The sequence below is a fragment of the Rhizorhapis sp. SPR117 genome, assembly GCF_021742065.1.
The window spans coordinates 144147-167104 of record NZ_JAKKIE010000003.1; the positions used below are offsets into that span (position 1 = coordinate 144147).

20 protein-coding genes are annotated in these 22958 nt (G+C 64.5%); 8 read left to right on the plus strand and 12 right to left on the minus strand.

The annotated features are described in order from the left end of the window. Positions 1 to 28: 28 nt before the first annotated feature. Positions 29 to 721: a TetR/AcrR family transcriptional regulator gene (locus L3X40_RS02440; RefSeq protein WP_082748827.1), complete on the minus strand. Its 693-nt coding sequence runs from the start codon at positions 719 to 721 to the stop codon at positions 29 to 31. 169 nt (positions 722 to 890) lie between these two features. Here L3X40_RS02440 and phbB point away from each other — a divergent pair, with 169 nt between their 5' ends. The 6 genes from phbB to L3X40_RS02470 all read left to right on the plus strand — a co-directional run bounded on the left by phbB (position 891) and on the right by L3X40_RS02470 (position 8674). Further along, on the plus strand, positions 891 to 1619 hold the full coding sequence (gene phbB, locus L3X40_RS02445; RefSeq protein WP_066556542.1) for an acetoacetyl-CoA reductase: 729 nt from the start codon (positions 891 to 893) through the stop codon (positions 1617 to 1619). A gap of 108 nt (positions 1620 to 1727) precedes the next feature. Next, positions 1728 to 2156, plus strand: a complete 429-nt coding sequence (locus tag L3X40_RS02450) for a hypothetical protein (RefSeq protein WP_145907249.1) — start codon at positions 1728 to 1730, stop codon at positions 2154 to 2156. Between the two features lie 87 nt (positions 2157 to 2243). Further along, entirely contained in the window at positions 2244 to 3710 is a 1467-nt protein-coding gene (locus tag L3X40_RS02455; RefSeq protein WP_145907251.1) for an efflux transporter outer membrane subunit, read from the plus strand. Continuing rightward, on the plus strand, positions 3707 to 4780 hold the full coding sequence (locus L3X40_RS02460) for an HlyD family secretion protein (RefSeq protein ID WP_066556547.1): 1074 nt from the start codon (positions 3707 to 3709) through the stop codon (positions 4778 to 4780). Before L3X40_RS02455 ends, L3X40_RS02460 begins: the two co-directional genes overlap by 4 nt. Continuing rightward, positions 4777 to 7548, plus strand: coding sequence for a ribosome-associated ATPase/putative transporter RbbA (gene rbbA / locus L3X40_RS02465; protein ID WP_066561634.1), 2772 nt, complete (start codon positions 4777 to 4779; stop codon positions 7546 to 7548). Before L3X40_RS02460 ends, rbbA begins: the two co-directional genes overlap by 4 nt. A 1-nt stretch (position 7549) precedes the next feature. Further along, the gene (locus tag L3X40_RS02470; protein ID WP_066556549.1) at positions 7550 to 8674 is read left to right on the plus strand and encodes an ABC transporter permease; all 1125 of its coding nucleotides are present in this window, start codon (positions 7550 to 7552) and stop codon (positions 8672 to 8674) included. A 48-nt stretch (positions 8675 to 8722) separates the two neighbouring features. On the opposite strand, the gene L3X40_RS02475 is transcribed toward L3X40_RS02470, so the two are convergent. Beyond that, positions 8723 to 13468, minus strand: a complete 4746-nt coding sequence (locus L3X40_RS02475; RefSeq protein ID WP_082748539.1) for a chemotaxis protein CheB — start codon at positions 13466 to 13468, stop codon at positions 8723 to 8725. A 185-nt stretch (positions 13469 to 13653) separates the two neighbouring features. On the opposite strand from L3X40_RS02475, the gene L3X40_RS02480 reads away from it, so the two are divergent. Continuing rightward, positions 13654 to 13881: a hypothetical protein gene (locus tag L3X40_RS02480; protein ID WP_145907254.1), complete on the plus strand. Its 228-nt coding sequence runs from the start codon at positions 13654 to 13656 to the stop codon at positions 13879 to 13881. Between the two features lie 263 nt (positions 13882 to 14144). On the opposite strand, the gene L3X40_RS02485 is transcribed toward L3X40_RS02480, so the two are convergent. The 10 genes from L3X40_RS02485 to L3X40_RS02530 form a co-directional block, all read right to left on the minus strand. Then, complete coding sequence (locus L3X40_RS02485; protein ID WP_082748541.1) at positions 14145 to 14999, minus strand: F0F1 ATP synthase subunit gamma; 855 nt, start codon at positions 14997 to 14999, stop codon at positions 14145 to 14147. Continuing rightward, positions 14996 to 16507 (minus strand): F0F1 ATP synthase subunit alpha, encoded by a 1512-nt coding sequence (locus L3X40_RS02490; protein ID WP_066556567.1) that lies wholly within the window; start codon positions 16505 to 16507, stop codon positions 14996 to 14998. Before L3X40_RS02490 ends, L3X40_RS02485 begins: the two co-directional genes overlap by 4 nt. Further along, positions 16497 to 17228 carry a F0F1 ATP synthase subunit B family protein gene (locus L3X40_RS02495; protein ID WP_066556571.1) on the minus strand — a complete coding sequence of 244 codons (732 nt, stop codon included), beginning with the start codon at positions 17226 to 17228 and terminating at the stop codon, positions 16497 to 16499. The genes L3X40_RS02490 and L3X40_RS02495 overlap by 11 nt, the downstream gene beginning before the upstream one ends. A 9-nt stretch (positions 17229 to 17237) precedes the next feature. Further along, complete coding sequence (locus L3X40_RS02500) at positions 17238 to 17486, minus strand: F0F1 ATP synthase subunit C (RefSeq protein WP_066556573.1); 249 nt, start codon at positions 17484 to 17486, stop codon at positions 17238 to 17240. Then, positions 17483 to 18172: a F0F1 ATP synthase subunit A gene (locus L3X40_RS02505; protein WP_066556581.1), complete on the minus strand. Its 690-nt coding sequence runs from the start codon at positions 18170 to 18172 to the stop codon at positions 17483 to 17485. Before L3X40_RS02505 ends, L3X40_RS02500 begins: the two co-directional genes overlap by 4 nt. Beyond that, entirely contained in the window at positions 18169 to 18447 is a 279-nt protein-coding gene (locus tag L3X40_RS02510; protein WP_145907256.1) for a hypothetical protein, read from the minus strand. Before L3X40_RS02510 ends, L3X40_RS02505 begins: the two co-directional genes overlap by 4 nt. Continuing rightward, entirely contained in the window at positions 18444 to 18722 is a 279-nt protein-coding gene (locus tag L3X40_RS02515) for an AtpZ/AtpI family protein (protein ID WP_066556585.1), read from the minus strand. The genes L3X40_RS02510 and L3X40_RS02515 overlap by 4 nt, the downstream gene beginning before the upstream one ends. After that, positions 18719 to 19144 (minus strand): ATP synthase F0F1 subunit epsilon, encoded by a 426-nt coding sequence (locus L3X40_RS02520; RefSeq protein WP_066556589.1) that lies wholly within the window; start codon positions 19142 to 19144, stop codon positions 18719 to 18721. The genes L3X40_RS02515 and L3X40_RS02520 overlap by 4 nt, the downstream gene beginning before the upstream one ends. Beyond that, positions 19141 to 20598 carry a F0F1 ATP synthase subunit beta gene (atpD, locus tag L3X40_RS02525; RefSeq protein WP_082748543.1) on the minus strand — a complete coding sequence of 486 codons (1458 nt, stop codon included), beginning with the start codon at positions 20596 to 20598 and terminating at the stop codon, positions 19141 to 19143. The genes L3X40_RS02520 and atpD overlap by 4 nt, the downstream gene beginning before the upstream one ends. 349 nt (positions 20599 to 20947) lie before the next feature. After that, on the minus strand, positions 20948 to 21652 hold the full coding sequence (locus L3X40_RS02530) for a TorF family putative porin (RefSeq protein ID WP_082748545.1): 705 nt from the start codon (positions 21650 to 21652) through the stop codon (positions 20948 to 20950). A gap of 88 nt (positions 21653 to 21740) precedes the next feature. On the opposite strand from L3X40_RS02530, the gene L3X40_RS02535 reads away from it, so the two are divergent. Continuing rightward, positions 21741 to 22903, plus strand: a protein-coding gene (locus tag L3X40_RS02535) for an IS3 family transposase (RefSeq protein ID WP_237364206.1) whose coding sequence is annotated in 2 segments (ribosomal slippage) — positions 21741 to 22002 and positions 22002 to 22903 — 1164 coding nt in all. Because the reading frame shifts where the segments join, the coding sequence is not laid out codon by codon here. Positions 22904 to 22958 lie beyond the last annotated feature (55 nt).

A 22958-nucleotide genomic window follows, 5' to 3' on the forward strand; every position in this document is an offset into this window, starting at 1 on the left:
CGCCGCTATGAGATGGGCGGCGCGCAGTCTAATCGGGCGAACACCTGCCGAGGAAGGGCATTCCATCGGCAATCAATTCCATCGTGCGCTCGAGATAATCCGACTTGGCTTGCGCGGTGTTTTCCAGTTCGCGGCGCTGGAGAATGCGATGCCGCGGGCTTGTGACGAGCGCATCGAAAAGGAAAGCCGCCAGGAACGGCAGGTCCGTGTCGCTCTCGCGTGCGCGTGTGCCGCAGGCCTCTTCAAGAATGGACTGGATGATCGCAATTCCTGCCTTCGCACCCATCGAGGGCTTCGCCTGACCGACTTCCGATTCATGGTCGGCAACACAATTGACAAGGGACTCCAGGCCGATCACCTCGCGTTTGAGCGACGAATCGAGAATTTTTCTGCCGACATGGAGCAGCTTGTCCCGCGCCGAGCCGGCCGGAATGTTCGACGCGATCGGCCGGAGATGATGCGCGATTCCGTGTTCCACGGCCGAGACGAGCAAGCGCGCCTTTGCGCCGAAGCGCGCGTAGAGCGTCCGCTTCGAAACGTTGGCGGCAGCCGCTATCCCTTCCATGCTGGCGCCTTCGACGCCATGGGCGACGAACTGTTCGAGAGCGACGTCGAGGATATGCGTGCCCAACCGCGCCGCGACATCCTGCCTTGGCCGACCGCCCTTGGGGTCGCGCGGCGGCAGACGCCTCGTCCTTCCTGAAGATTTCACTCGCGTCATGACGTCGCCTTCAACGAGGCCATCTGCATTCCGCCTTGGCCTCCGGACTTGCTCCTCGAATGCAAGGCGATAATAACAAAACCGATAAGTATACATACGCATTGTCCGGGGGAGGCTCTGTAAGGGACACGTCGCAGCGTAGCTGAGGCAGAAACGGGACCGGACGACCATGACGGATATTGCACTCGTTACCGGTGGCACGCGCGGGATCGGCGCGGCCATTGCCCGCTCGTTGAAGTCGGAGGGCCGCGAGGTAGCCGCCATCTACCATGGCGATGACGACGCTGCCGCCGAGTTCAGGCACGACACCGGGATCCCGGTGTTCAAATGGGACGTCGCCGACGAGACCGCCTGTCGCCAAGGCGTCGCCCTCGTCGAAAAACAGCTCGGACCCGTGTCCGTTCTTGTCAACAATGCAGGCATCGCCCGAGACGGATTATTCCACAAGATGAGTTGGGACCAGTGGCGCGCGGTGCTGGCGACCAATCTCGACTCGATGTTCACGATGACCCGCGCGATCATTGAGGGCATGCGCGAGCGACGCTTCGGCCGGATCATCAACATCTCATCGATCAATGGTCAGAAGGGCCAGGTCGGGCAGGTCAACTATTCCGCGGCCAAAGCCGGTGTGATCGGCTTCACCAAAGCACTCGCCCAGGAAAATGCCTCGCGGAACATCACCGTCAATGCCGTCTGCCCCGGCTATATCGACACGGATATGGTCGCGGCGGTCAAGGAGGAGGTGCGCGACGGAATCATCGCCAGCATTCCGGTGGGCCGTCTCGGCGAGCCCGACGAAATCGCGCAGGCCGTATCCTATCTTGCTTCGCCAAAAGCAGCGTTCTGCACGGGTTCGGTGCTCACCATCAACGGAGGTCAATATATCGCCACTGGCTGAACCTTCCCGCGGGTTCGCGCCATTCCTACGGGCATTCCCTCATATCGCGGCGCAGCATTGTAAAGGATGCTGTTCGTCCCCCAAGCCTTATTTCGAAAGGACCGATTCATGAGCTATCCCCTCGACCAGATCACTGCCCTTGCCAGGGCCAATGGCGAGCTAGCGCTCAAATTCGCCGAGATTGCCCGGGCCGGCGGCGAGGAATGCGCGCAGATCGGCAGCAAGGCAGCCGCCCTCTTCGTCGATCAGCTGAAGGAGCTGAAGCCCGGAACGGTCCCCAGCTTGAAGAGCGAAGCGGTCACCAGCATGTTCAACGAGGCGGAAAAGAGCCGCGAGGTGGCGGCAACCAAGTTCAAGGCTGCGATCGACGAGTGGCAGGGTAGCTGGAAGGACCTGCTCTCGCAGGCAACCAACCAGCAGCAACTGACCGATACCCTCCAGGCGTGGTTCCGGCCACTGGCCAAGACAGCGGCGACCGAGCCCGCGAAGCCCAGCGAGCCGGCGCGCTCGCCCGCAAAGGTCCCTCAAGCGGCCTGAGCCCTCACGTAAGACATGAACCGGCTTCCGCCCGCTCTTGGGCGGGAGCCGGTGCTCTTGAATCGAAGCGGGGACCGGCGAAGCAACATGGCGGATCTGACGATCACAAGGATCGCGCGGCGTGGCGGCGTCTTCACGCCCGTTCTCGCGGCCCTGCCGATGCTTCTGGCCGGCTGCTCGTTCGCCCCTGCGCATGTCCGCCCGCCGCAGCCCGTGCCGCAGGCCTATGCCGCCGCGCCCGCCGCCGGGCTCTCCGTCGCCCAGGTCGGCTGGTACGATTTCTTCCGCGAGGAACAGCTGCGCGCGCTCATCGCGGCAGCGCTCGATAACAACCGCGACATCCGGGTCGCTTCCGGACGCGTCGCCGAGGCTCGGGCGGCATGGCGGATCCAGGGGTCGGCGCTCTATCCGGAGCTGGACGCGGTCGCGACCGGAACGCGGGGACGAACCCCGGCCGATCTGTCGGGGTTCGGGCAGGCGGTCACGGGAAACCAGATCTACGCCCAGCTGAGCGCCGGTTGGGAAATCGACTTCTGGGGCCGCCTGCGCAATCTCAACGAGGCGGCGCGGGCGCAATATCTGGCGACGGAAGAGGCGCGACGCGCGGTCGCCACCGACCTCGTCGCCCAGGTTGCCAACGGCTATCTTCTCGAGCGCGAATATGAGGAGCGCGCCGAACTGGCGGTCCGGACGATCAAGACCCGCGAGGACGCGCTCCGAATCATGCGACGGCGCTACGAGGTCGGGTCAGGTTCGAAGCTCGAGATGACGCAGGCGCAGACCCTGCTGGCGCAGGCCCAGGCGGCGCTGCAGGCGCTCGATCAGGATCGCGCGGTCAACCGCAACGCCCTGGCGCTGCTGGTCGGGCGGCCCGTCGACATCCCGCCCGGGCCGCTCCGCCTCGCGGAAGCCGCGCCCGAGGTGGCGCTGCCCACGGGCCTGCCGTCGGCGCTTCTCACCAATCGACCCGACATCGTGGCGGCCGAATATTCCCTGCGCGCAGCCGAAGCGAATATCGGCGCCGCGCGCGCCGCTTTCTTTCCCAATATCAGCCTGACAGGCGCCTTCGGCACCGCGAGCAGCGACCTGGACGGCTTGTTCAAGGATGGAAGCCTGTCCTGGAATTTCACGCCGACCTTGAGCCTCCCCTTGTTCAATGCCGGACGCCTCAAGGGTAACCTCGACGTGGCCAAAGCCCGTCAGGTGATCGCCGTCGCAGATTATGAGCGGACGGTGCAGGCAGCATTTCGTGACGTCTCCGACGCACTCGTCCGGCGCCGGCAACTCGGCCTCCAGATCGAGACGACGCGGACCATGCTTGCGGCGTTGCGCGAACGCGCGCGGCTCGCGCAGCTGCGCTTCGACAACGGCCGCTCGGCCTATCTCGAGGTTCTCGACGCGCAGCGCGACCTGTTCGACACCGAGCAGGCGCTGGTCGAGCTTCGGCGGGCCCATCTCGCGAGCGCCGTCGCCCTCTATGCGGCGCTGGGCGGCGGCTTCGTCCAGAACCCTGCCTTCGACATCAACGCAGCTCCCGGGAATCGAGCACAATGACGACCCCTCAGAAGAAATGGATCATAAGGGGCGGCATCGCCGCGACGGCTGTTGCGGTCGGCCTCATCCTGTGGCTGCTGCTCAGGCCCGCCGATCTTCCGGAGGGCATTGTCGGGGGCAACGGACGGATCGAGGCGATCGAGATCGACGTGTCGGCCAAGACCCCGGGACGCATCCGCGACATCGTCGCCGATGAGGGCGACTTCGTGAAGGCAGGCCAGGTCGTCGCGCATATGGACGTCGACGTCCTCAACGCCCAGCGCTCCGAGGCTCAGGCTCAACTCGCCCAGGCTCTCAATGCCATCCAGATCGCGCAGAGCCAGGTGGCGCAGCGCCAGAGCGAACGCGCGGCGGCGCTTGCCGCCGTCCGGCAGCGCGAGGCCGAACTCAACGCCGCCCGCAAGCGGCTCGCCCGCTCGGAAACGTTGGCGCGCGAGGGGGCGACCGCGGTTCAGGAACGCGACGACGATCAGGCGCAGGTCGAGGGCGCGACGGCGGCGGTCGAGGCGGCGCGCGCGCAGATGGCGGCGGTCGACGCGGCCATCGGCACCGCGCGCAGCCAGGTGATCGGCGCGCGGTCGAACGTCGACGCCGCGCGCGCGACGATCGAACGGATCGAGGCGGATATCCGCGACAGCGACCTGCGCGCGCCAGTGGCTGGGCGTGTTCAGTATCGCGTGGCTCAACCAGGCGAGGTCGTCGCGGGCGGCGGGCGGGTGCTCAATCTCGTCAACCTCGGCGACGTGTACATGACCTTCTTCCTGCCCGAGACGGTGGCGGGGCGCGTGGCGCTGGGAAGCGAGGTCCGGATCGTGCTCGATGCCGCGCCCGATTACGTCGTACCGGCCAGGGTCTCGTTCGTGGCCGATGTCGCCCAGTTCACGCCCAAGACGGTCGAGACGGCCAGCGAGCGGCAGAAGCTGATGTTCCGCGTCAAGGCGCGGATCGATCCCGCCTTGCTCGAACGCCACATCACCCAGGTCAAGACCGGGCTCCCCGGCATGGCCTATGTCCGGACCGACCGCGAGGCGCAATGGCCGGCGAAGCTGACCGTCAACGTATCGCGATGACTGCGAGCGGCACGACGGAGAGCGCCTCGCCGGAACCGGCGGCGCGCCTTTCCGGGGTCGGCATCCATTATGGCAAGACGCTGGCGCTCGACGACGTCGACCTGGAGATCCCGGCCGGGCGCATGGTCGCCTTGATCGGCCCCGACGGGGTCGGCAAGTCCACGCTGTTCTCGCTCGTCGCGGGCGCCCGGGTCATCCAGAAGGGGCGGGTCGAGGTGCTGGGCGGCGACATGAGCGACAGGGGGCACCGCGAGCTGGTGTGCCCGCGGATCGCCTACATGCCGCAGGGACTCGGCAAGAATCTCTATCCCACCTTGTCGATAGCCGAGAATCTGGAGTTCTTCGGCCGTCTCTTCGGCCAGGACGCGGACGAGCGCGACCGGCGGATCGCCGATCTTCTCGATAGCACCGGACTTGCCGAGTTTCGCGATCGTCCCGCCGGCAAGCTGTCGGGCGGCATGAAGCAGAAGCTGGGGCTGTGCTGCGCGCTGATTCACGATCCTGATTTCCTGCTGCTCGACGAGCCGACCACGGGCGTCGATCCGCTCTCACGCGCGCAGTTCTGGGACCTGATCGATCGCATCCGCGCCGGACGGCCCGGCATGAGCGTGCTGGTCGCCACCGCCTATATGGAGGAGGCCGCGCGGTTCGACTGGCTGGTGGCGATGGACGCGGGACGGATCCTCGCGACGGGAACGGCGCAGCAGTTTTACGAGCGGACCAATACCACGACGCTGGAGCAGGCCTTCATTGCGCTGCTGCCCGAGGAGCGTCGACGCGGTCACAAGGCCGTGACGATCCCGCCGCGCAGCGACGGACGCGAGGCCGAGATCGCCATCGAGGCCAAGGGACTGACCATGCGCTTCGGCGAATTCACCGCGGTCGATCATGTCGACTTTCGGATCGAGCGGGGCGAGATCTTCGGCTTCCTCGGCTCCAACGGCTGCGGCAAGTCGACGACGATGAAGATGCTGACCGGCCTGCTCAAGGCGAGCGAGGGTCAGGCGTGGCTGTTCGGGCGCGAGGTCGAGAATGACGACATGGCGACCCGCCGGCGCGTCGGCTACATGTCCCAGGCCTTCTCGCTCTATTCCGAGCTCACCGTCCGGCAGAACCTCGAACTGCATGCGCAGCTTTTCCACGTCCCCGCCGCCCAAATTCCCGCGCGGATCGAGGAGATGGCCGGACGCTTCGGCCTGACCGAGATCATGGATGCGCTGCCGGACGCGCTCCCGCTCGGCCAGCGGCAGCGCCTGAGCCTCTCGGTCGCGATGATCCACAAGCCCGAGATGCTGATCCTCGACGAGCCGACCTCGGGCGTCGATCCGATCGCGCGCGACCAGTTCTGGCAAATGATGATCGACCTGTCCCGCAACGACAAGGTGACGATCTTCATCTCGACCCACTTCATGAACGAGGCCGAGCGCTGCGACCGCATCTCGCTGATGCACGCGGGCAAGGTGCTGGTCAGCGATACGCCGGCGGCGATCGTCGAGAAGCGCGGCAGCAAAAGCCTCGAGGACGCATTCATCAGCTATCTGGAGGACGCGGCGGGCATAGACGAAAGCGCAGAGACGGGAACGGCGGCCGCCGCACCGGCCGTCGAGACAAAGGACCAGCCCGCTTCGTCCTTCTCCCGCGCCTTCAGCCGCCGGCGCATGATGAGCTACAGCCGGCGCGAGGCGCTGGAGCTTCGTCGCGATCCGATCCGCGCGACGCTCGCCCTTTTGGGGAGCGTGCTGCTCATGTTCATCATGGGGTACGGCATCAGCATGGACGTGGAGGATCTGCCCTTCGCGATCCTCGACCGCGACGGAACCACAACGAGCCAGAACTATGCGCTCAACCTGGCCGGCTCGCGCTATTTCATCGAACGCCCGCCGATCACCGATTACGCCCAGCTCGACAGGCGCATGCGCTCCGGCGAACTCAGTCTTGCGATCGAGATCCCGCCCAACTTCGCCCGCGATCTGAGGCGTGGCGATCCTGTCCAGGTCGGCGTGTGGATCGACGGCGCGATGCCGCAGCGCGCCGAGACCGTGCAGGGCTATATCCAGGCGTTGCACGCTCAGTGGCTGAGCGAGACGGCGACGCAGGAACTGGGCGTTCGGCCATCGGCGGGCCTCATCACCATCGAGACCCGCTATCGCTATAATCCCGACGTCAAGAGCCTGGTGGCGATCGCACCTGCGGTCATTCCCGTCCTGCTGCTGCTGTTCCCCGCGATGCTGACGGCGCTCAGCGTCGTGCGGGAGAAGGAACTCGGCTCGATCATCAACTTCTATGTCACGCCGATAACGCGGATCGAATTCCTGCTCGGCAAGCAGCTTCCCTATGTCGCGCTCGCCATGCTGAACTATGTCCTTCTGGTGTTGCTGGCGGTGCTGGTGTTCCGCGTGCCGATCACCGGCAGCGTGCTGGCCATGACGGTGGGGGCCTTGCTCTACACGCTGTCCGCGACGGCGATCGGACTGCTCTTCTCGATCTTTATGCGCAGCCAGATCGCCGCGATGTTCGCCACGGCGATCGGCACCATCCTGCCGGCGGTGCAATTTTCCGGGCTGATCAATCCGGTATCGTCGCTCGAGGGGGCCGGAGCATTCGTCGGCGCCATTTTCCCGACCACCCATTTCGTCACCATCTGCCGTGGCGTCTTCTCCAAGGGCCTGGGTTTCGGCGATCTCGTCCGGCCGCTTCTCGCACTGGCCGTGGCGGTGCCGGTGCTGTTGGCGCTGTCGGTCGCGCTTCTCAAAAAGCAGGAGAGCTGAGATGCGGCAGGCAGCCAATATCCTCCGCCTCGGGATCAAGGAACTGCGCAGCCTGTGGCGCGATCCGATGATGCTGGTGCTGATTGTCTACGCCTTCTCGCTCGGCATCTATGTGGCAGCCTCCGCCATGCCCGAGACCTTGCACAAGGCGCCGATCGCGATCGTCGACGAGGACCAGTCGCCGCTGTCGAACCGGATCACCGGGGCCTTTTATCCGCCGCACTTCACGCCGCCAGCGTTGATCTCGCTGGGCGAGGTCGATCCGGCCATGGACGCCGGGCGCTACACCTTCGCGCTCGATCTGCCGCCCGATTTCCAGCGCGATGTCCTCGCCGGCCGTCAGCCGACCGTCCAGCTCAACATCGACGCCACGCGGATGAGCCAGGCCTTCACCGGGGGGGGGTATATCCAGCAGATCGTCCAGGGCGAGGTGTCCGAATTCATGCAGGGGACCCGCGCCACGGCCGCGCCGCCCGCCGACCTCGCGCTGCGCGCCCGCTTCAATCCGACGCTGGCGCAGAGCTGGTTCGGATCGGTGATGGAGATCATCAACAACGTCACCATGCTCTCGATCGTGCTGACCGGCGCGGCGCTGATCCGCGAGCGCGAGCACGGCACAATCGAGCATCTGCTGGTAATGCCCGTCACACCGTTCGAGATCATGGCGAGCAAGGTCTGGGCGATGGGGCTCGTTGTCCTGCTCGCCTGCGCCTTCGCGTTGCTCGTGGTGGTCGAGGGGATATTGAAGGTGCCGATCGAGGGATCGATTGCGCTGTTCCTGGCCGGCGCCGCGCTACACCTGTTCGCGACCACGTCGATCGGCATCTTCATGGGCACGATCGCGCGTTCGATGCCGCAGTTCGGGCTACTGCTGATGCTCGTGTTGCTGCCGCTCCAGCTGCTTTCCGGGGGCATGACGCCGCGCGAGAGCATGCCCGAGATCGTGCAAACGGTGATGCTCGCCGCGCCGACGACGCATTTCGTCAAGCTGGCCCAGTCGATCCTCTATCGCGGCGCCGGACTGGATGTCGTCTGGCCCCAATTCCTCGGGATCATCGCGATCGGTGCAATCTTCTTCCTGATTGCCCTTGGACGCTTTCGCAGGACGATTGGCATGATGGCGTGATCCAGGTCTCGCCACGACACGAGGGCTCGATCTCTGGTGACAATGGAGTCAATGCGCGGTCAGCACCAGACGGACGAGTTCCGCAACCGAGGTCGCGCCCATTTTCTTCATGATCAGCGCGCGGTGACTTTCGACGGTGCGCTGGTTGATCCGAAGGCTGGCCGCTATTTCCTTGTTGACCTTGCCGGCAAGAATCAAGTCTAGCACCTGGCGCTGGCGCTTGGTCATGCTCGCGAGCGCTTGCGTAGCGCTGGCGCGCGATTCGGACTCTTCGGAGGCTATCCTTGCCCGCTCGAACGCCCGGTTGATCGTCGCGATCAGTTGAGCCGGGTCGACCGGCTTCTCGATGAAATCTATTGCCCCAGCCTTCATGGCCGTCACCGCCGTCGCTATGTCGCCTTTCCCGGTGATCATGCATATGGAGAGTCGGCTGTCGCGCCCCTTGAGATGTTCAAGAACCTCAAGGCCGCCCATGCCGGGCATGTTGGCATCAAGGATCAGGCATCCCTGCATTCCGGGGCTGTCGGCCTTCAGAAGCGATTCGCCGTCGGAATAGGTTTCGACCTGATAACCCTTGATCTCCAAGAGCTCGCGAAGCGTGTCGCGTATGCCCCGGTCGTCATCCACGACGAACACCCTCAAGTCGGACGAGGCGGAAATCCGCTCAGGAGCGGCCGGCGATTGGGGCGACGCCGCGAGCAGTCGGGCGACCATTCCGGCCAGACGATCGCCCGTCACCGGCTTTGCGAGGTGGAACTCGCCGCGTCTCGTGATCGCCTGGAGAGTGACCGTTGAAATGTCTCCGGTGAGCACGATTGCCGGCAGCTTTGCATTCAATGCCTTGCGAATATTGTCGATAGCTGCGAATCCGTCTGCGCCGTCGGGCAAGCTATAGTCCGCGATCAAAAGATCCGGCGCCTCCGCTACCTTATAGACTGCGTCCAGCGCCTCCTGCCCATCGGCCGCCAGCACCACATGATGTCCAACGCCGCTGAGAAACATTCCGAGCATTTCCCGGACGGGAGCGTCATCCTCGATGACGAGAATTCTCCCCTTGCGCGAGGGTATCATGCCGCCATCCGCCCGCAGCTCCATTGTCCTGTGATCGGCGCTCCTGTCGGTCCCGATCGGCACCTTGATTTTGAATGCCGAGCCCTTGCCGACGCGCGAGCAGACATCGATCGGGTGGTCCAGAAGCTCGCCCAGCCGGCGAACGATCGACAGCCCGAGCCCGAGCCCGGGGTTCGGGTCCGGTGTGGCCATACCGCCCGTTCGATGGAACTCGTTGAAGATCGTCGGTAGGTCTCCCTCAGGAATGCCCGCGCCCGTGTCCCAGACCTCGATGGATAGCCTGTCGCCATGGGCGCGGCAGCCAAGAAGAATCTTGCCGCGCCTTGTGTATTTGAAGGCGTTGGAGAGCAGATTGCGGAGCATTCGTTCAAGGAGGTGTTGGTCGCTTTTGACCAGTCTCTTAGATGGGATCACCCGCCATGCCACGCCCGCCGCCTCGGCGTGGACGGCGAATTCGCTCCGAAGCCGATCGAGAAGGTCATGGATGGGAAATGCATCCACTTGCGGGAGGATCGTACCCGCCTCGAGCTGGTTGTTGTCGAGCATCGAATCCAGCAGGCCGTTTAGCCCATCGAGGGTCTCGCCCGCTCTCTTCATCAGTTGCACCGTCTCCGGGTCGACAACCTTTTGCTCGATGATTCCACGCAGCAGCCGAAGCGTCTGCAATGGCTGACGCAAATCGTGGCTGGCCGCGGCGAGAAAGCGGGATTTCTCGAAATTGGCCTCTTCGGCCGCCTTCCGTGCATCGACGAGCGCCTGCTCGGCCTCGACACGCTCGGTGATGTCGTCGATGGCGACCAGAACCCGCCGTTCGTCCGCCGGGCGGTTCTCGATCTCGCGCGCGCGCAGCATCAGGACCCGGCGGCCGCGGCCCTTCCGCTCGATCTCGATCTCATGGTCCTGTGCGATCTTGCCGGCGCGAATCTCGTCGATAAACCTATCCAGTCCCGGGACGCCCAGTTCGCCAGCACCCGATTGTCCTAAGGTGCGTCCGAGCGTGTCCTCGGCGGTTGCGGCAAAATATCGGTAAAAGGATGTGTTCGCCGAGACGATGCCCATGCTGCCATCGAGGACGACAAGGGGCTCTCGGATCGTATCGATTATGCTCACGGCATAATTTCGGGCGTCGCGAATCTGCTCTTCCACGACCTTCATCTGGCTGACGTCGGAGAAAGTTATGATGATGCCGGCAACTTGATCGTCCTGCGTCCGGATCGGAAGGATCCGCCGGATGTACCAGGCGTCATTCTCTGCCTTGATCTCCCGCTGAACCGGCGAGAGATCGCGCAGGACGAGACCGGCGTCGTCAAGGAGCGTTGCATCGGTGCGCGGCAATGCGAGGTTGGCAAGCGGCCGCCCGACATCGGTGTCTATGATTCCAAAGAGCGTCTTTGCGCTCGGCGTGAAGAACCGGATGTTGAAATCCCGGTCAAGGAAGAGCGTGGCAATGTCCGTGCTGTTCAGGATGTTCTGCAGGTCGCTGGCGGTGCTGCGCTGCTTCTCCAGGGCTATCTGAAGCTGGCCGTTGACAGTCGTCAGCTCCTCGTTCAGCGATTGCAATTCCTCCTTCGAGGTCTGGAGTTCTTCGCTGGTCGCGTGAAACTCCTCGTTGACCGACATCGCCTCTTCATTGTTCGCCCTCAGTTCCTCATTCGCATGCTCCAGTTCGCGGATCGTCTGTTCCAGCTCCTGGCGCGTGGTTGCGACGTCATTTTCAAGCTCGGCGATCCGCGCCGCATCCGACAGCGACCGCGGAGAGCGCCGCACTTTGGCCTTGTGCCCGGGTTCATCGAAAAAGCTGACCAGGAGCAGTTCCTGGCCTTCCACATCGAGCGGTCTGACGGTAGCGGTCGCGAAAAACGTCTTGCCGTCGCGTCTGATTTCGGCACCCGTGGCGGTCACCGCCTCATGTCGCTGCCGCGCCTGCCTGACGGCGATCCTGAGCTTCAGGCCGAGGCCGTCGCGCGCCATCGTGAACAGATCGCGGCTGAACTCTCCGGGTGAGACTCGCAGATAGCGATCGATCGGACCGAAGTGATAGAGACTCTCATGCTTGGCATTGATCAACACCGACGCCGGCGCATAGGCATCGGCAAGGATGCGATGCGTGATATTCCCAAGATTTTCCAGCCGCCGCTCGGAGGCTCGATCGACATTTGGCCAGGTCACGCGGGTCCTTTCCAGAGTATCGATCGGGAATTGCAGCTGACTTGCCCGGCCCTGGCCGACTCTCCGGTAGAGGTGGTGAGCGTGCGATATTGGCTTGAAGAGATCCGAAGGATCGCCCGGCGTTTCGGATGCGCCGAGAAAAAGAACGCCGTCTTGCCGCAGTGAAAAATGAAACAACCCGATGATCTTGTCCTGCGCTTCGGGGCGCAAGTAGATCAAGAGATTCCGGCAGGATATGAAATCAATTCGTGAAAAGGGTGCATCCTTCAAAATGTCGTGGGCCGTAAAAACAATCGTTTCCCGGAGGCGCGTCGAAGCGCGGTATCCGTCCGTCTCCTTGATGAAAAAATGTTCCAGGCGTTCCGGATCAATTTCCGATTTGATCGATGGGGAGTAAACGCCCTGCCGGGCTATTGAAATCATCTCCTCATCGATGTCGGTGGCGAATATCTGGAGGTTTATATTCCGCCCGCGTCGTGCCATCTCCTCGAAGAAGAGGATCGCGATCGAGTAGGCTTCCTCTCCGGTGCTGCAAGCCGTCACCCATATCCTGAGCGGCACGTCGTCCCGGTGTTGGCGAACGAGATCCGGAATAACACTCGACGCGAGCGTCTCGAAGTCCTTGGTTCCCCGAAAGAACTGCGTGACGTGGATCAGCATATCTTTCGCCAGCAAGGCAATTTCGCTGGGATCGGCGCGAAGGAGCTTCAGATATTCATCGAGGGTCTCGCTTCCGCGTATCGCCATGCGCCGTTGGATGCGGCGCAACAGGCTCGCCTCCTTATAGGCGCCGAAATCGCGCGAGGTCTTTTGGTGCACCAGCGCCAGGATCTGCGCGAGAATGGTGTCGGGTCCCACGCCTGCGTCGGTTTCGCCGGGAGCGGTCGTCCGCGCATGCGCGCACTGCTGCAACAGCGCTTCGGCGATTTTGACGAGCGGAAGGACAAGATCGACGGCTCCCGTGCCGATCGCGTTGCGGGGCATGCCATCGAAAGCGGCTTCATCGGGATCCTGGGCGATGATGAGGCCGGCATGCTCGTTGATGGCCTTCAACCCCAGGCTGCCGTCCGTTCCGGTGCCGGTCAGGATCACGGCAACCGTCCGTGCGCGATTTTCCTCTGCGAGCGACGTCAGGAATCTGTCGATGGGGAAGCGTGCGCCATGCTTTTCCCGCTCGATCGAAACCCGCAGCATGCCGTCCTTTACCGTCAGGTAGGCATGGCGCGGAATGACATAGACATGGTCCGGTTCGAGGGCGGTGCGATCGGCCGCTTCGCTGACGATCATGCCTGTGTGCTGGGATAGAATCTCGGGCAGCGTGCTTTCATGCGTGGGATCGAGGTGCTGGATCAGGACGAATGCCATTCCGCACCGATCCGGCAGCATATCAAAAAGCTCCATGAAAGCCTCGACGCCGCCGGCGGAGGCTCCGATCGCGACGATCGGGAAGGCGTCTCCCTCGATTCGATCCCGCTTGGCGGCCACCACGGGCGCGTTATCGGTACCTGCAGCTACGATTGCCGGTGGCTTTGCCGAAGAGCGCTTCCTCGTCATCCGGCCTGCCTCACATGCCTTTGCCAGGCGTGGGACCACAAGGCTTTATGCCGGCGCGCGCACGCCACTCGGTATTTTCCGAGTCTGTGCAAGCAACCCCGTTTGGGCGAACACTCATTCACCCAGAGCCTTTCAGATATCAGATTTCGAAAGTCCGAGCATTGCTGCTTGGAATGGAGGCGGCGATGACTGAAGAATGGGTGATCAAACAGAACATTTCTCGATACCGGCGGCTTCTGGAGGCCGAAACCGATCACGATAAACAATTGACGCTTCGGAACTTGCTTGCCGAGTCCCGCGAACGATTGGCCCGCGGCGATCGGAAGAGCGACTCGTCTATTGCGGCTAAAGGGCGCGGTTCCACTGAGACCAGCTTGAGTCCTAAACCTCCATCCAACCAACACACTGAGTGACCCCGACATTTCCGACCGCCTTCGGGAGCCGTTTTGAATAGATCATGGAGCGATGACAAGCGATCTGTCGAACAGCCGGCGCTCGTCAGGGGCGATGTCGCCGGGGGAGATGCCGCCTAGCGAAGGGATTCCGTGCCGGTCGAGCCCGACAGTGGGCGGTCCTTATCCTCGCTCGGGCGGTTGCGAGGCGAACTCGGTGCGGATGCGGCCAAAAGCAAGATCAGGGCAATCGGCGAGGTCGGTGTGCGGCTTTCGAATCGTCCTCAACGGAAACCCGCCGCGAGTTCCACCACTTCCTCTGTGATCGCGTCCTGACGGCCTTGGCGAAAGACAGCAGCGAGCACATCGCTCGTCTTTGCGATATTCTCGCTGACCGACATCATCGCGCGAAGACGCGCCTCGCTCTCGGCGGCGAACGCCAGCATGAGCGCTTCGCAAAGCTCGGCGAATACATATTCCTCGGCCAGCATCGCCACCAACCGATCCGCGGGCATCGTCACAAGCGGCGGAATCGCGCGCGGATGCGAGGAAAAGCGGGCATAGTCGAACGGAATCAGCGTCTTCGCGCGGAAAGGCTGTAACGCGGAGGCGCCATCGGGCGAGGCATGGAGCAGCGTCACGCTGCCGACTCCACCGTGTGCCAGCAGCGCATAGAGAGTCTGGGCAATATGGTTGGCCGTGTCGGCGACCTCGCGGACGTGCAGCGGCATGGTGGTCGTCCAGGCGGGTTTGAGGCCCTGCGCTTCCGCCAGCATCCGTCCGCGGCTGCCGGCGAGCATCAGCGTCGCGGGAGGTCCGTCGGCGGACTGCCGCAAATGGGCAAGCGCGGCCTGGATCGCGCGGTCGCTGTAGGCGCCGGCGAAGCCCTGCTCGCCCGCCAGGAGAATCAATATATCGCCTTCCGCCTTGCCGTTCCGCGGCGCGGCGCTGCCGTGCGCGAGCGCAAGCGCTTCGCCGATGGCGCTGCCCATCGTCGCGGCATAGGCGCGTATCGCCTCCAGCCGGCTTTCCGCCTCACGCTGCCGGGCAGCGGCAATTCCGCGCATCGCCGTCGCGACGGCTCCGAGCTGGCGAACGGTCTCCATGCGCCGTGTGATTGCGGCCAGGCGGTCCATCATGGCCGGATCGTCTCGGCGATCAGATCGCGGAGCACGGCAAGGAGGGCTGCGTGAGCGGCATCGTCCAGTTCACCGCGCTGGATGAGCTTTGCGACCACATCGCCCGCATCGGCATCCAGCCGCGCGGACAGCCTATCACGGATCGCGTCAATGTCGGCCACCGGCACGGGGTCGAGCAGCCCTGCGGCGAGCCCGGCCAGGAGCGCCACCATGTCGGCCGTTTTGAGCGCTCTCAGACGCGGCTGGGCGAGCAGCGCGCGGATGCGCTCGCCGCGCAGGATGCGCCCCTTCAGCCGCTCGTCGGACAGGCCGCCGAAGCGGGTGAACATCTCCAGCTCCTGGAACTGGGCATAGTCGAGCCGGATACGTCCCGACGCCTTGCGTAGCGCCGGATTCTGCGCCTTGCCGCCGACGCGGCTGACACTGAGCCCGACATCCACCGCCGGGCGCTGGCCGGCCGCGAACAGGTGACGGTCCAGAACGATCTGTCCATCGGTGATCGAGATCAGGTTCGTCGGGATATAGCCGGAGAGGTTGCCCGCATCTGTCTCGGCGATCGGAAGTGCGGTCAGCGTACCGCCGCCCAAGGCGGGGGACAGCCGTGCGGCGCGTTCGAGCAGGCGGGCGTGGAGATAGAAGATATCCCCCGGATAGGCCTCGCGACCCGGCGGCTCGCGGGTGAGCAGCGAAAGCTCACGGTGGGTGGCCGCGTGCTTGGTGAGGTCGTCGAGCACGATCAGCACATGCTGGCCCTTGTCGCGGAAATATTCGCCCATGGCGAAACCAGCGAAGGGGGCAATCCATTGCATGCCCGCGGTCGAAGAAGCCGAAGCGATGAGAAAGATCGTGCGCTCGGGAGCGCCGTGCGCCCGTATGTCCTCGATCACGCGCTCGACCGCCATGCTCCGCTGGCCGATCGCCACATAGACGCAGATCATGTCGGCGCGGCGCTGGTTGACCATCGCGTCGACCGCGATGGATGTTTTCCCGGTGGCGCGGTCGCCGATGATGAGTTCGCGCTGGCCGCGGCCGATGGGAAACAGAGTGTCGACCACGACCAAGCCGGTCTCGACCGGCTCGCTGACGAGGTCGCGCTCGATGATGCGCGGTGCGTCGCGCTCGATCGGATGCATCGCCTCGGCCGTGATCGCCGGCCCGTCATCGAGCGGACGGCCGAGCGGGTCCACGATCCGCCCTAGCAGCGCTTCTCCGACCGGCACGCGGACAACCTCGCCGGTGCCCGCGACGCGCGAGCCCGCTTCGATTTTCTGACCCTCGTCGAGCAGCACCACGTTCACGCCGTCGGTTTCCAGGCTGAGCGCGAAACCATAGCGGTCCCCTTCGAAGCGCAGCAATTCGTCGAGCCGGGCCTCGGGCAGCCCCGAGACGTAGGCGATATTGTCGCCCGTGCGCTCGACACGGCCGAGCGACATCGCCTCGGGACCGATCGCCGCCCCGGCGATGCGGCCGCGCTCACGCTCGAGCCAGGCATTCTCGTCAATCGCCATCGCGACCGAGCTCCGCCGTGATGTGGTCAAGGTCGGCGCGCAGGCTGTTGCGTACGACGGCGTGCGCGCCTTCCAGCTCGATCCCGGCGATGAGCGCGGCGTCGACCACGATCTCCGGCTCGGCCGGCGCGCCAAGCTTTTCCGCCAGCAGGACGCGAAGTGCGCGGATATCGGTTTCATCCGGCGGCGCGGCGACGCGGGCGCATGGCTGCTCGGCAAGGCCGGCCTTTGCTTGCGGCGAAAGCGCATCGATGGCCTTGCCCAGCGAGGGCAGGAACGGGGCGATCCGCAACGCTTCCGGCAGATGCGCAAGCACGCGGCCAGCGATGATAATGGCAAGTTGGGAGGCGCGGGACTGGGCTCGACGCTCCACGTCGGTGCGCATCCTTTCGATCTCTGCGACGGCGGCGGCACGTAGCCTGGCGGCCTCGTCATGGGCCGCCGTGACGAGGCGTTCGCGCTCTCCGGCAGCGGCGTCAGTCGCCGCCTTGAGCTGCGCGGCGCGGCTGGCGGCCATCTCGGCTTCCGCCGCCGCCGCCGCGTCGCGATCCTGCTCTGCCGATGCTCTCAGGGCTTCGGCCTCGGCGCCAATCCGCTCGGCGGCGGCTTGGCGCTCCGCAATCATCGCGGCGACCGGCTTGAACAGGAAACGGGACAGCAGCCAGATCAGGACGATCGCGTTGATCGCCTGCAGCCCCAGCGTCCACCAGTCGATCCGCACCGCCTGCGCTCAGCCGGCGAAAGGGTTTGCGAACAGCAGCAGCAGCGCCACGACGAGGCAGTAGATCGCCATCGTCTCGATCATCGCAAGGCCGACGAACAGCGTGCGCGACAGCGTGCCCGCCATTTCGGGTTGGCGCGCGATCGCGTCCATCGCCGCGGCGACGGCGCGTCCTTCGGCGAGCGCCGGCCCGATCGCACCGAAGGAGACGGCGAGTGCCGCGGCAAATATACTGGCGATGTGTGCCCAGTTGGTCATGGCGTCGTTTCCGTAGCTGCTTGAGGGGAGGGCGCGATGGCGGCGCCGATGAACACCATGGTCAGCACCGCAAAGATATAGGCCTGGATGGCGCCGGTCAGCAGATCGAGCGCCATCAGCGGGATGGGCACCAACAAACCCGCGAGGCTCAACAGGATGCCGATGATGAACACGCCGCTCATCACATTGCCGAACAGGCGCACGATCATCGAGAAGGTGCGCGTGATCTGTTCCAACAGCGTGAGCGGCGCCATGAACCAGCTCGGCTCGGCGAAGCTCTTGAGGTAACCGAGCGCTCCGCGCGTGCGCACGCCGTGGAAGATCATCGCTGCGAATACGATGCCGGCAAGCGCCGCGTCGGTTTCAAGATGGGCCGTGGGCGGCTCGACGCCAGGGAGGAGCGACGACCAGTTGGCCGTCAGGATGAACAGGAAGATGGCGCCCACGAGCCCGCGATAAGGCGCGGGATCGGCCTGCATCGTATCGCGGATCTGGCTGTCGATCGTCGCGACGGTCAGCTCGAGGGCGGCCTGCGTCTTGCCCGGAACGATCCGCAGCCGCCGAGTGAAGAGCGCCGATCCGCCCACGAGAAGCAGCATGATCGCCCAGGTGACGAGCACGGGCGCGGTGATCGCCACCGGACCCAGGTGAAAAAGCGGATGGAGGGTGAGCGGCGATTCTCTCATAGTCCACCGCTCTTTCTCGCCTGGCGTCGCATCATCAGCGCACGCACGGCCACGAGCGCGACGGCGGCCGAGATCAGGTCCACAGCCCCGAGCCTGGCGAGCAGGACCAGCACCAATGCGAGCAGCGCAAACCGTAGCGCCTGCAACCCGGCTGCCGCACCCACACGCCCCTCGGTGATCCAGCGCACGCTTGGCGACAGGGTATGGAGATGCGCAAAGCCGATCATGACACCGGCCATTGCGCCGAACGCGGCGTGCTGGATGGTGGCGATCATGGCCGCCGCATCCATCGCCACGCCATCCAGAAGCCGAGTGCCGCGCCCAGCATCAGCAGAGCGGCGGTGATCTCGATGCCAGTATGCAAGCGCTTGTCGAGTAGACGACCGACCAGCGCGCCGCCGAGCGCCGGCAGCACGATCATCCAGCCGAGCACACCGATCTGTCCGAGCCGCGCCGCGAGCGAAGGTTCGGGATGACGAGCCGCCTGTTCGGCGCGGCGGCGGGCTTCGCGCGCCGCCGCGGCCAGCGGGTCCGGTCGCTCGCGGTTCATGCGTAGCTGTCCCCATCCGCCGAAGGCGCCTTCAGGTGCGCGACGAGGCTGCGCACCGCCTGTGCATGTAGGCGAGTGGCGGCCACGCGTTCATGCTTCGCCGTCTCGAGTTCCCGCTCGCGGGCGGCGCCGATCTCCTGCTCGAGCGTGTCCAGGCGTTCGCCCCGCAGCGCCTGGCGCGCCGACACGCGCACGTCGGAACCCCCGTCGACGACGAGCAACGCGCCTTCGACCGCACAATAGCCGTGCGTTCCATCCGGCTCGCGCCAGCGCAGGATGGTGCGCCGCATCATCGTCAGCAGGTCCGCGTGACCGGCCATCACGCCGAAGCTCCCTGAATCGTCGTCCGCACGCACGACGGCCACCGGGAGCCGATCGACGACCACTTCCCCCGGTGTCGCGATGGTGAGGTGGAGCGTCATGAGGCGGGCCCTTCGGATGCGTCATGCCGCGCCTCGCCGATGGCGCCGATCATATAGAGCGACTCCTCGCTCCACCCATCGCAGTCGCCGGACAGAATGCGCCCGCACCCCGTGATCGTGTCTTTGAGCGCCACCGAGCGCCCGGGCACGCCGGTGAACGCCTCGGTGACCGAGAAGGGTTGCGTGAGGAAACGCATGAGCCGGCGCGCCCGACCGACGATGCGGCGATCTTCCGCGCCGAGTTCCTCGACCCCCAACAGCGAGATCACGTCCTGCAGCTCGCGATAATGTTCGATCGTGCGGCGGACCTCGCGGGCCGTTCGGGCATGGTCCTCACCCACGATCAGCGGATCGAGCAGCACCGAGGTCGAACCGATCGGGTCGACCGCCGGATACATGCCCTCCGCTGCCATCGACCGGGAGAGCAGCACGGTGCTGTCGACATGGGCGGCGATCGCAGTGACGGCGGGATCGGTGAAGTCGTCAGCGGGAACATAGACCGCCTCGATCGCGGTGACCGCCGCATCGCCCACCGAGGCGATCCGCTCCTGGAGCGCCGCGACCTCGCTGGCCAGCGTGGGCTGATAGCCAACGCGCGACGGGAGTCGCCCGAGCAGCCCGGACACTTCCGAGCCCGCCTGGACGAAGCGAAAGACATTGTCCATCAGGAGCAGCACGTCGCGATGCTGTTCGTCGCGGAAATATTCGGCGATGGTGAGTGCCGTCATCGGCACGCGCCAGCGCGCGCCCGGCGGCTCGTTCATCTGGCCGTAGACGAGGACCGCGCGATCGAGCACGCCCGACGCACGCATGTCGAGCAGCAGTTCATGTCCCTCGCGCGATCGCTCGCCGATGCCGGCGAAGACCGACAGGCCGTGATAGGTTTCCGCCATCGCGTGGATCAATTCCATTACCAGCACGGTCTTGCCGACGCCGGCGCCGCCGAACATGGCCGCCTTCCCGCCCCGGCTCAACGGTGCGAGCAGGTCGATAACCTTGATGCCGGTGGCGAAAATGTCGGCGGAGCCAACCTGACTCGAAAGCGGCGGGGCAGGCCGATGGATCGGACGGCGCGGCACATCGCCGGTAAGTGCGGGTCCGTCGTCGCCGGGTCGGCCGACGACGTCGATCAGCCGGCCCAGGACTGCGTCTCCGACCGGCACCTCGAGCGGTCCGCCGGCCCGACGAGCCACGCCGCCACGACGCAGTCCGGATGTCGAGGTAAGCGCCACGGCGCGTACCGTGTGACGGTCCAGGTGTGCCTGCACCTCGGCGGCGATCGGCGTGCCCGGCTCATTGAACAATAGCAGAGCATCTTCCACCAAGGGCAGCGAACCGGACGGAAAGGTGACGTCAACAACCGCACCCCGCACCGCGCTCACGCGCCCCGCTGGAAAGGGTGTGATTTTGCCGCCGTCGCCGGGTTGCGGCCTGGGAAGCACAGCTGTCGGCATCGTTCGGGCAACCTCCGTCCCCGATCTGCCGCTTGAGCGCGCGCCCGCCTATCGGGGATGGTACTTAACCGATCGGGACCCATGCCAAGCTTGCGGGCAAGAAGGGCAGGGTGGAGCGCGTGATCCGCGCGATCGGCCAGCACTCTTAGAGATGCCGCTGACTCGGTGTCCTACGGGCACCCGGTCGCCATGGCAAGGTATTGAATTTACGGCGGTATTTGCTTTAAGCTGGCCACGCATACCATCAGACATGCCCTCTGTCCAGTGAGATTGCATGGGCCTGAATGACGCTTGTTGAGCGTAGCATGGGCCGTTTCTGTTTGAGGCAGATTTGAGCCACGCAATCCAATTAGAAGCGAACTTTCATTGCCCCTACAAGGCTCCCGGCAGCGTTCCTTCCGGCATATCGTTGATAGTCGGAGTCGACATAGCTCAATGAAGCTTCCAGCTTTCCCTTCGTATATCGCAAGCCAACACTCCAATCTTGCTTGTCGTCATACATACCCTCTTCCCAGCCATAGTGTAGGCGGAGAACGAGCCGGTTAGGCGCGAGCGGAAGAGTGACCGTTTCCGACAAGTAGACATTTGTGCGGGGAGCGTTCCCTTGGCGAGGCGCGAGAGCAATAAGCGTATCAAAGGTAGCTGCGCCAACCATCCTCGTAAGCGATGCTTCTATGTCGTAGGTGTTGACACTATCGCCGCCTGGATAAACAAAGCCATAGGCTAGGATAGTGATTTGCGTTTCTCCGATGGAACTGCGGAATCCGCTATAAAAATCGAGTTCGATATTGGAACCATGATAGTCGGCTATCGACGACGCCCAAACGCCCACCACAAGTCCGTCGCCGCTCGCCATTTCGACGTTCGCCTGTATCGCTGGCCCGCGCTCTGATGCGCTGATCCCACGAAACCTGTAGTCCGAAACTATAGCCAATTCTGTGACGATGGATGGGCTATCCCGTGCAAGTGCGGGGTCGCACGCTGACGCGCACGCAGGCAAGAACAGTAAGATACGAAGCCCCCATATGACCTGACGGGCCGGTGGCTTCGCCACGGCTCAAGGCCAAGCATAAAGCGATACGTGAGCTGCTGCCGGTTCCGTGGACACCGAGATAAGGTGTTTTTGGGACCGGAGGGTGTGGATGCAACGACGGAAGTTCAGCCGGGAGTTCAAGCTCGAGGCGGTGAAGCTGGTGCGGGAGCGCGGGGTGTCGGTGGCGCAGGCGGCGCGCGATCTGGACGTCCACGAGAACGTGCTGCGTAAATGGGTTCGCGACCATCAAGCCGATCCGGGATCGGCATTTCCCGGGCACGGCGTGATGAAGCCCGAGCAGCAGGAGATTGAGCGGCTGCGCCGCGAGTTGGCCCGGATGAAGGCGGAGCGCGACATCCTAAAAAAAGCGGCGGCCTACTTCGCGAAGGACTCGATATGAGGTTCGCCTTCGTCGCGAAGCACCGAGGGATCTGGCCAGTGTCTTGGATCTGCGAAGCGCTCGGTGTTTCGCGCAGCGGCTTTCACGCCTGGTTGGTCCGAGCGCCCAGCGCCCGTGCCCGCAGCGATGAAGAGTTCGGCGCCAAGGTCCGCGCCAGCTTCATCTCCAGCTATCGGACGTACGGTGCGCGCCGGATCTGGCACGACCTTCTGGCCGAAGGCCTTTCATGCGGCCTGCATCGCATCGAGCGGCTGATGCGTGTTCACGGCCTGAAGGCTCGTCCCCGGCGCCGCGGGCTGCCGAAGGATGACGGCCTGCGGTCCGTGATCGCCGACAACCTGCTCGATCGCCAGTTCACGGCCGAGGCGCCCAACCAGAAGTGGATCGCCGACTTCACCTACATCTGGACCGCCGAGGGATGGCTGTACGTCGCCGTCGTTATCGACCTGTTCTCCAGGCGCGTGGTCGGCTGGTCGATGAGCGACACCATGACCGCCCAGCTCGTGACCGACGCGTTGATGATGGCGATCTGGCGCCGCGCAAAGCCCGACGCCCTGCTGCACCACTCGGATCAGGGCAGCCAATATACGAGCGAGAAGTTCCAGCGGCTGATGGCCGACAATGGCGTGGCCTGTTCCATGAGCCGGTCGGGCAACGTCTGGGACAACGCGGCGATGGAGAGCTTCTTCTCCTCGCTGAAGACCGAGCGGATCGGGCGTAAAACCTACCGCACGCGCAATCACGCGAAGGCAGACGTGTTCGATTACATCGAGCGCTTCTACAATCCGACGCGCCGGCACTCGACCCTGGGCTATCTCAGCCCCATGGACTTCGAGCGGCAAGCGCAGCTTGCTGCGCGACAATCAGGGTGAGAATTGCCGACAATCAGGATGAGAATGGCGGCGGTGTGTCTGTCGGGACGAGGGG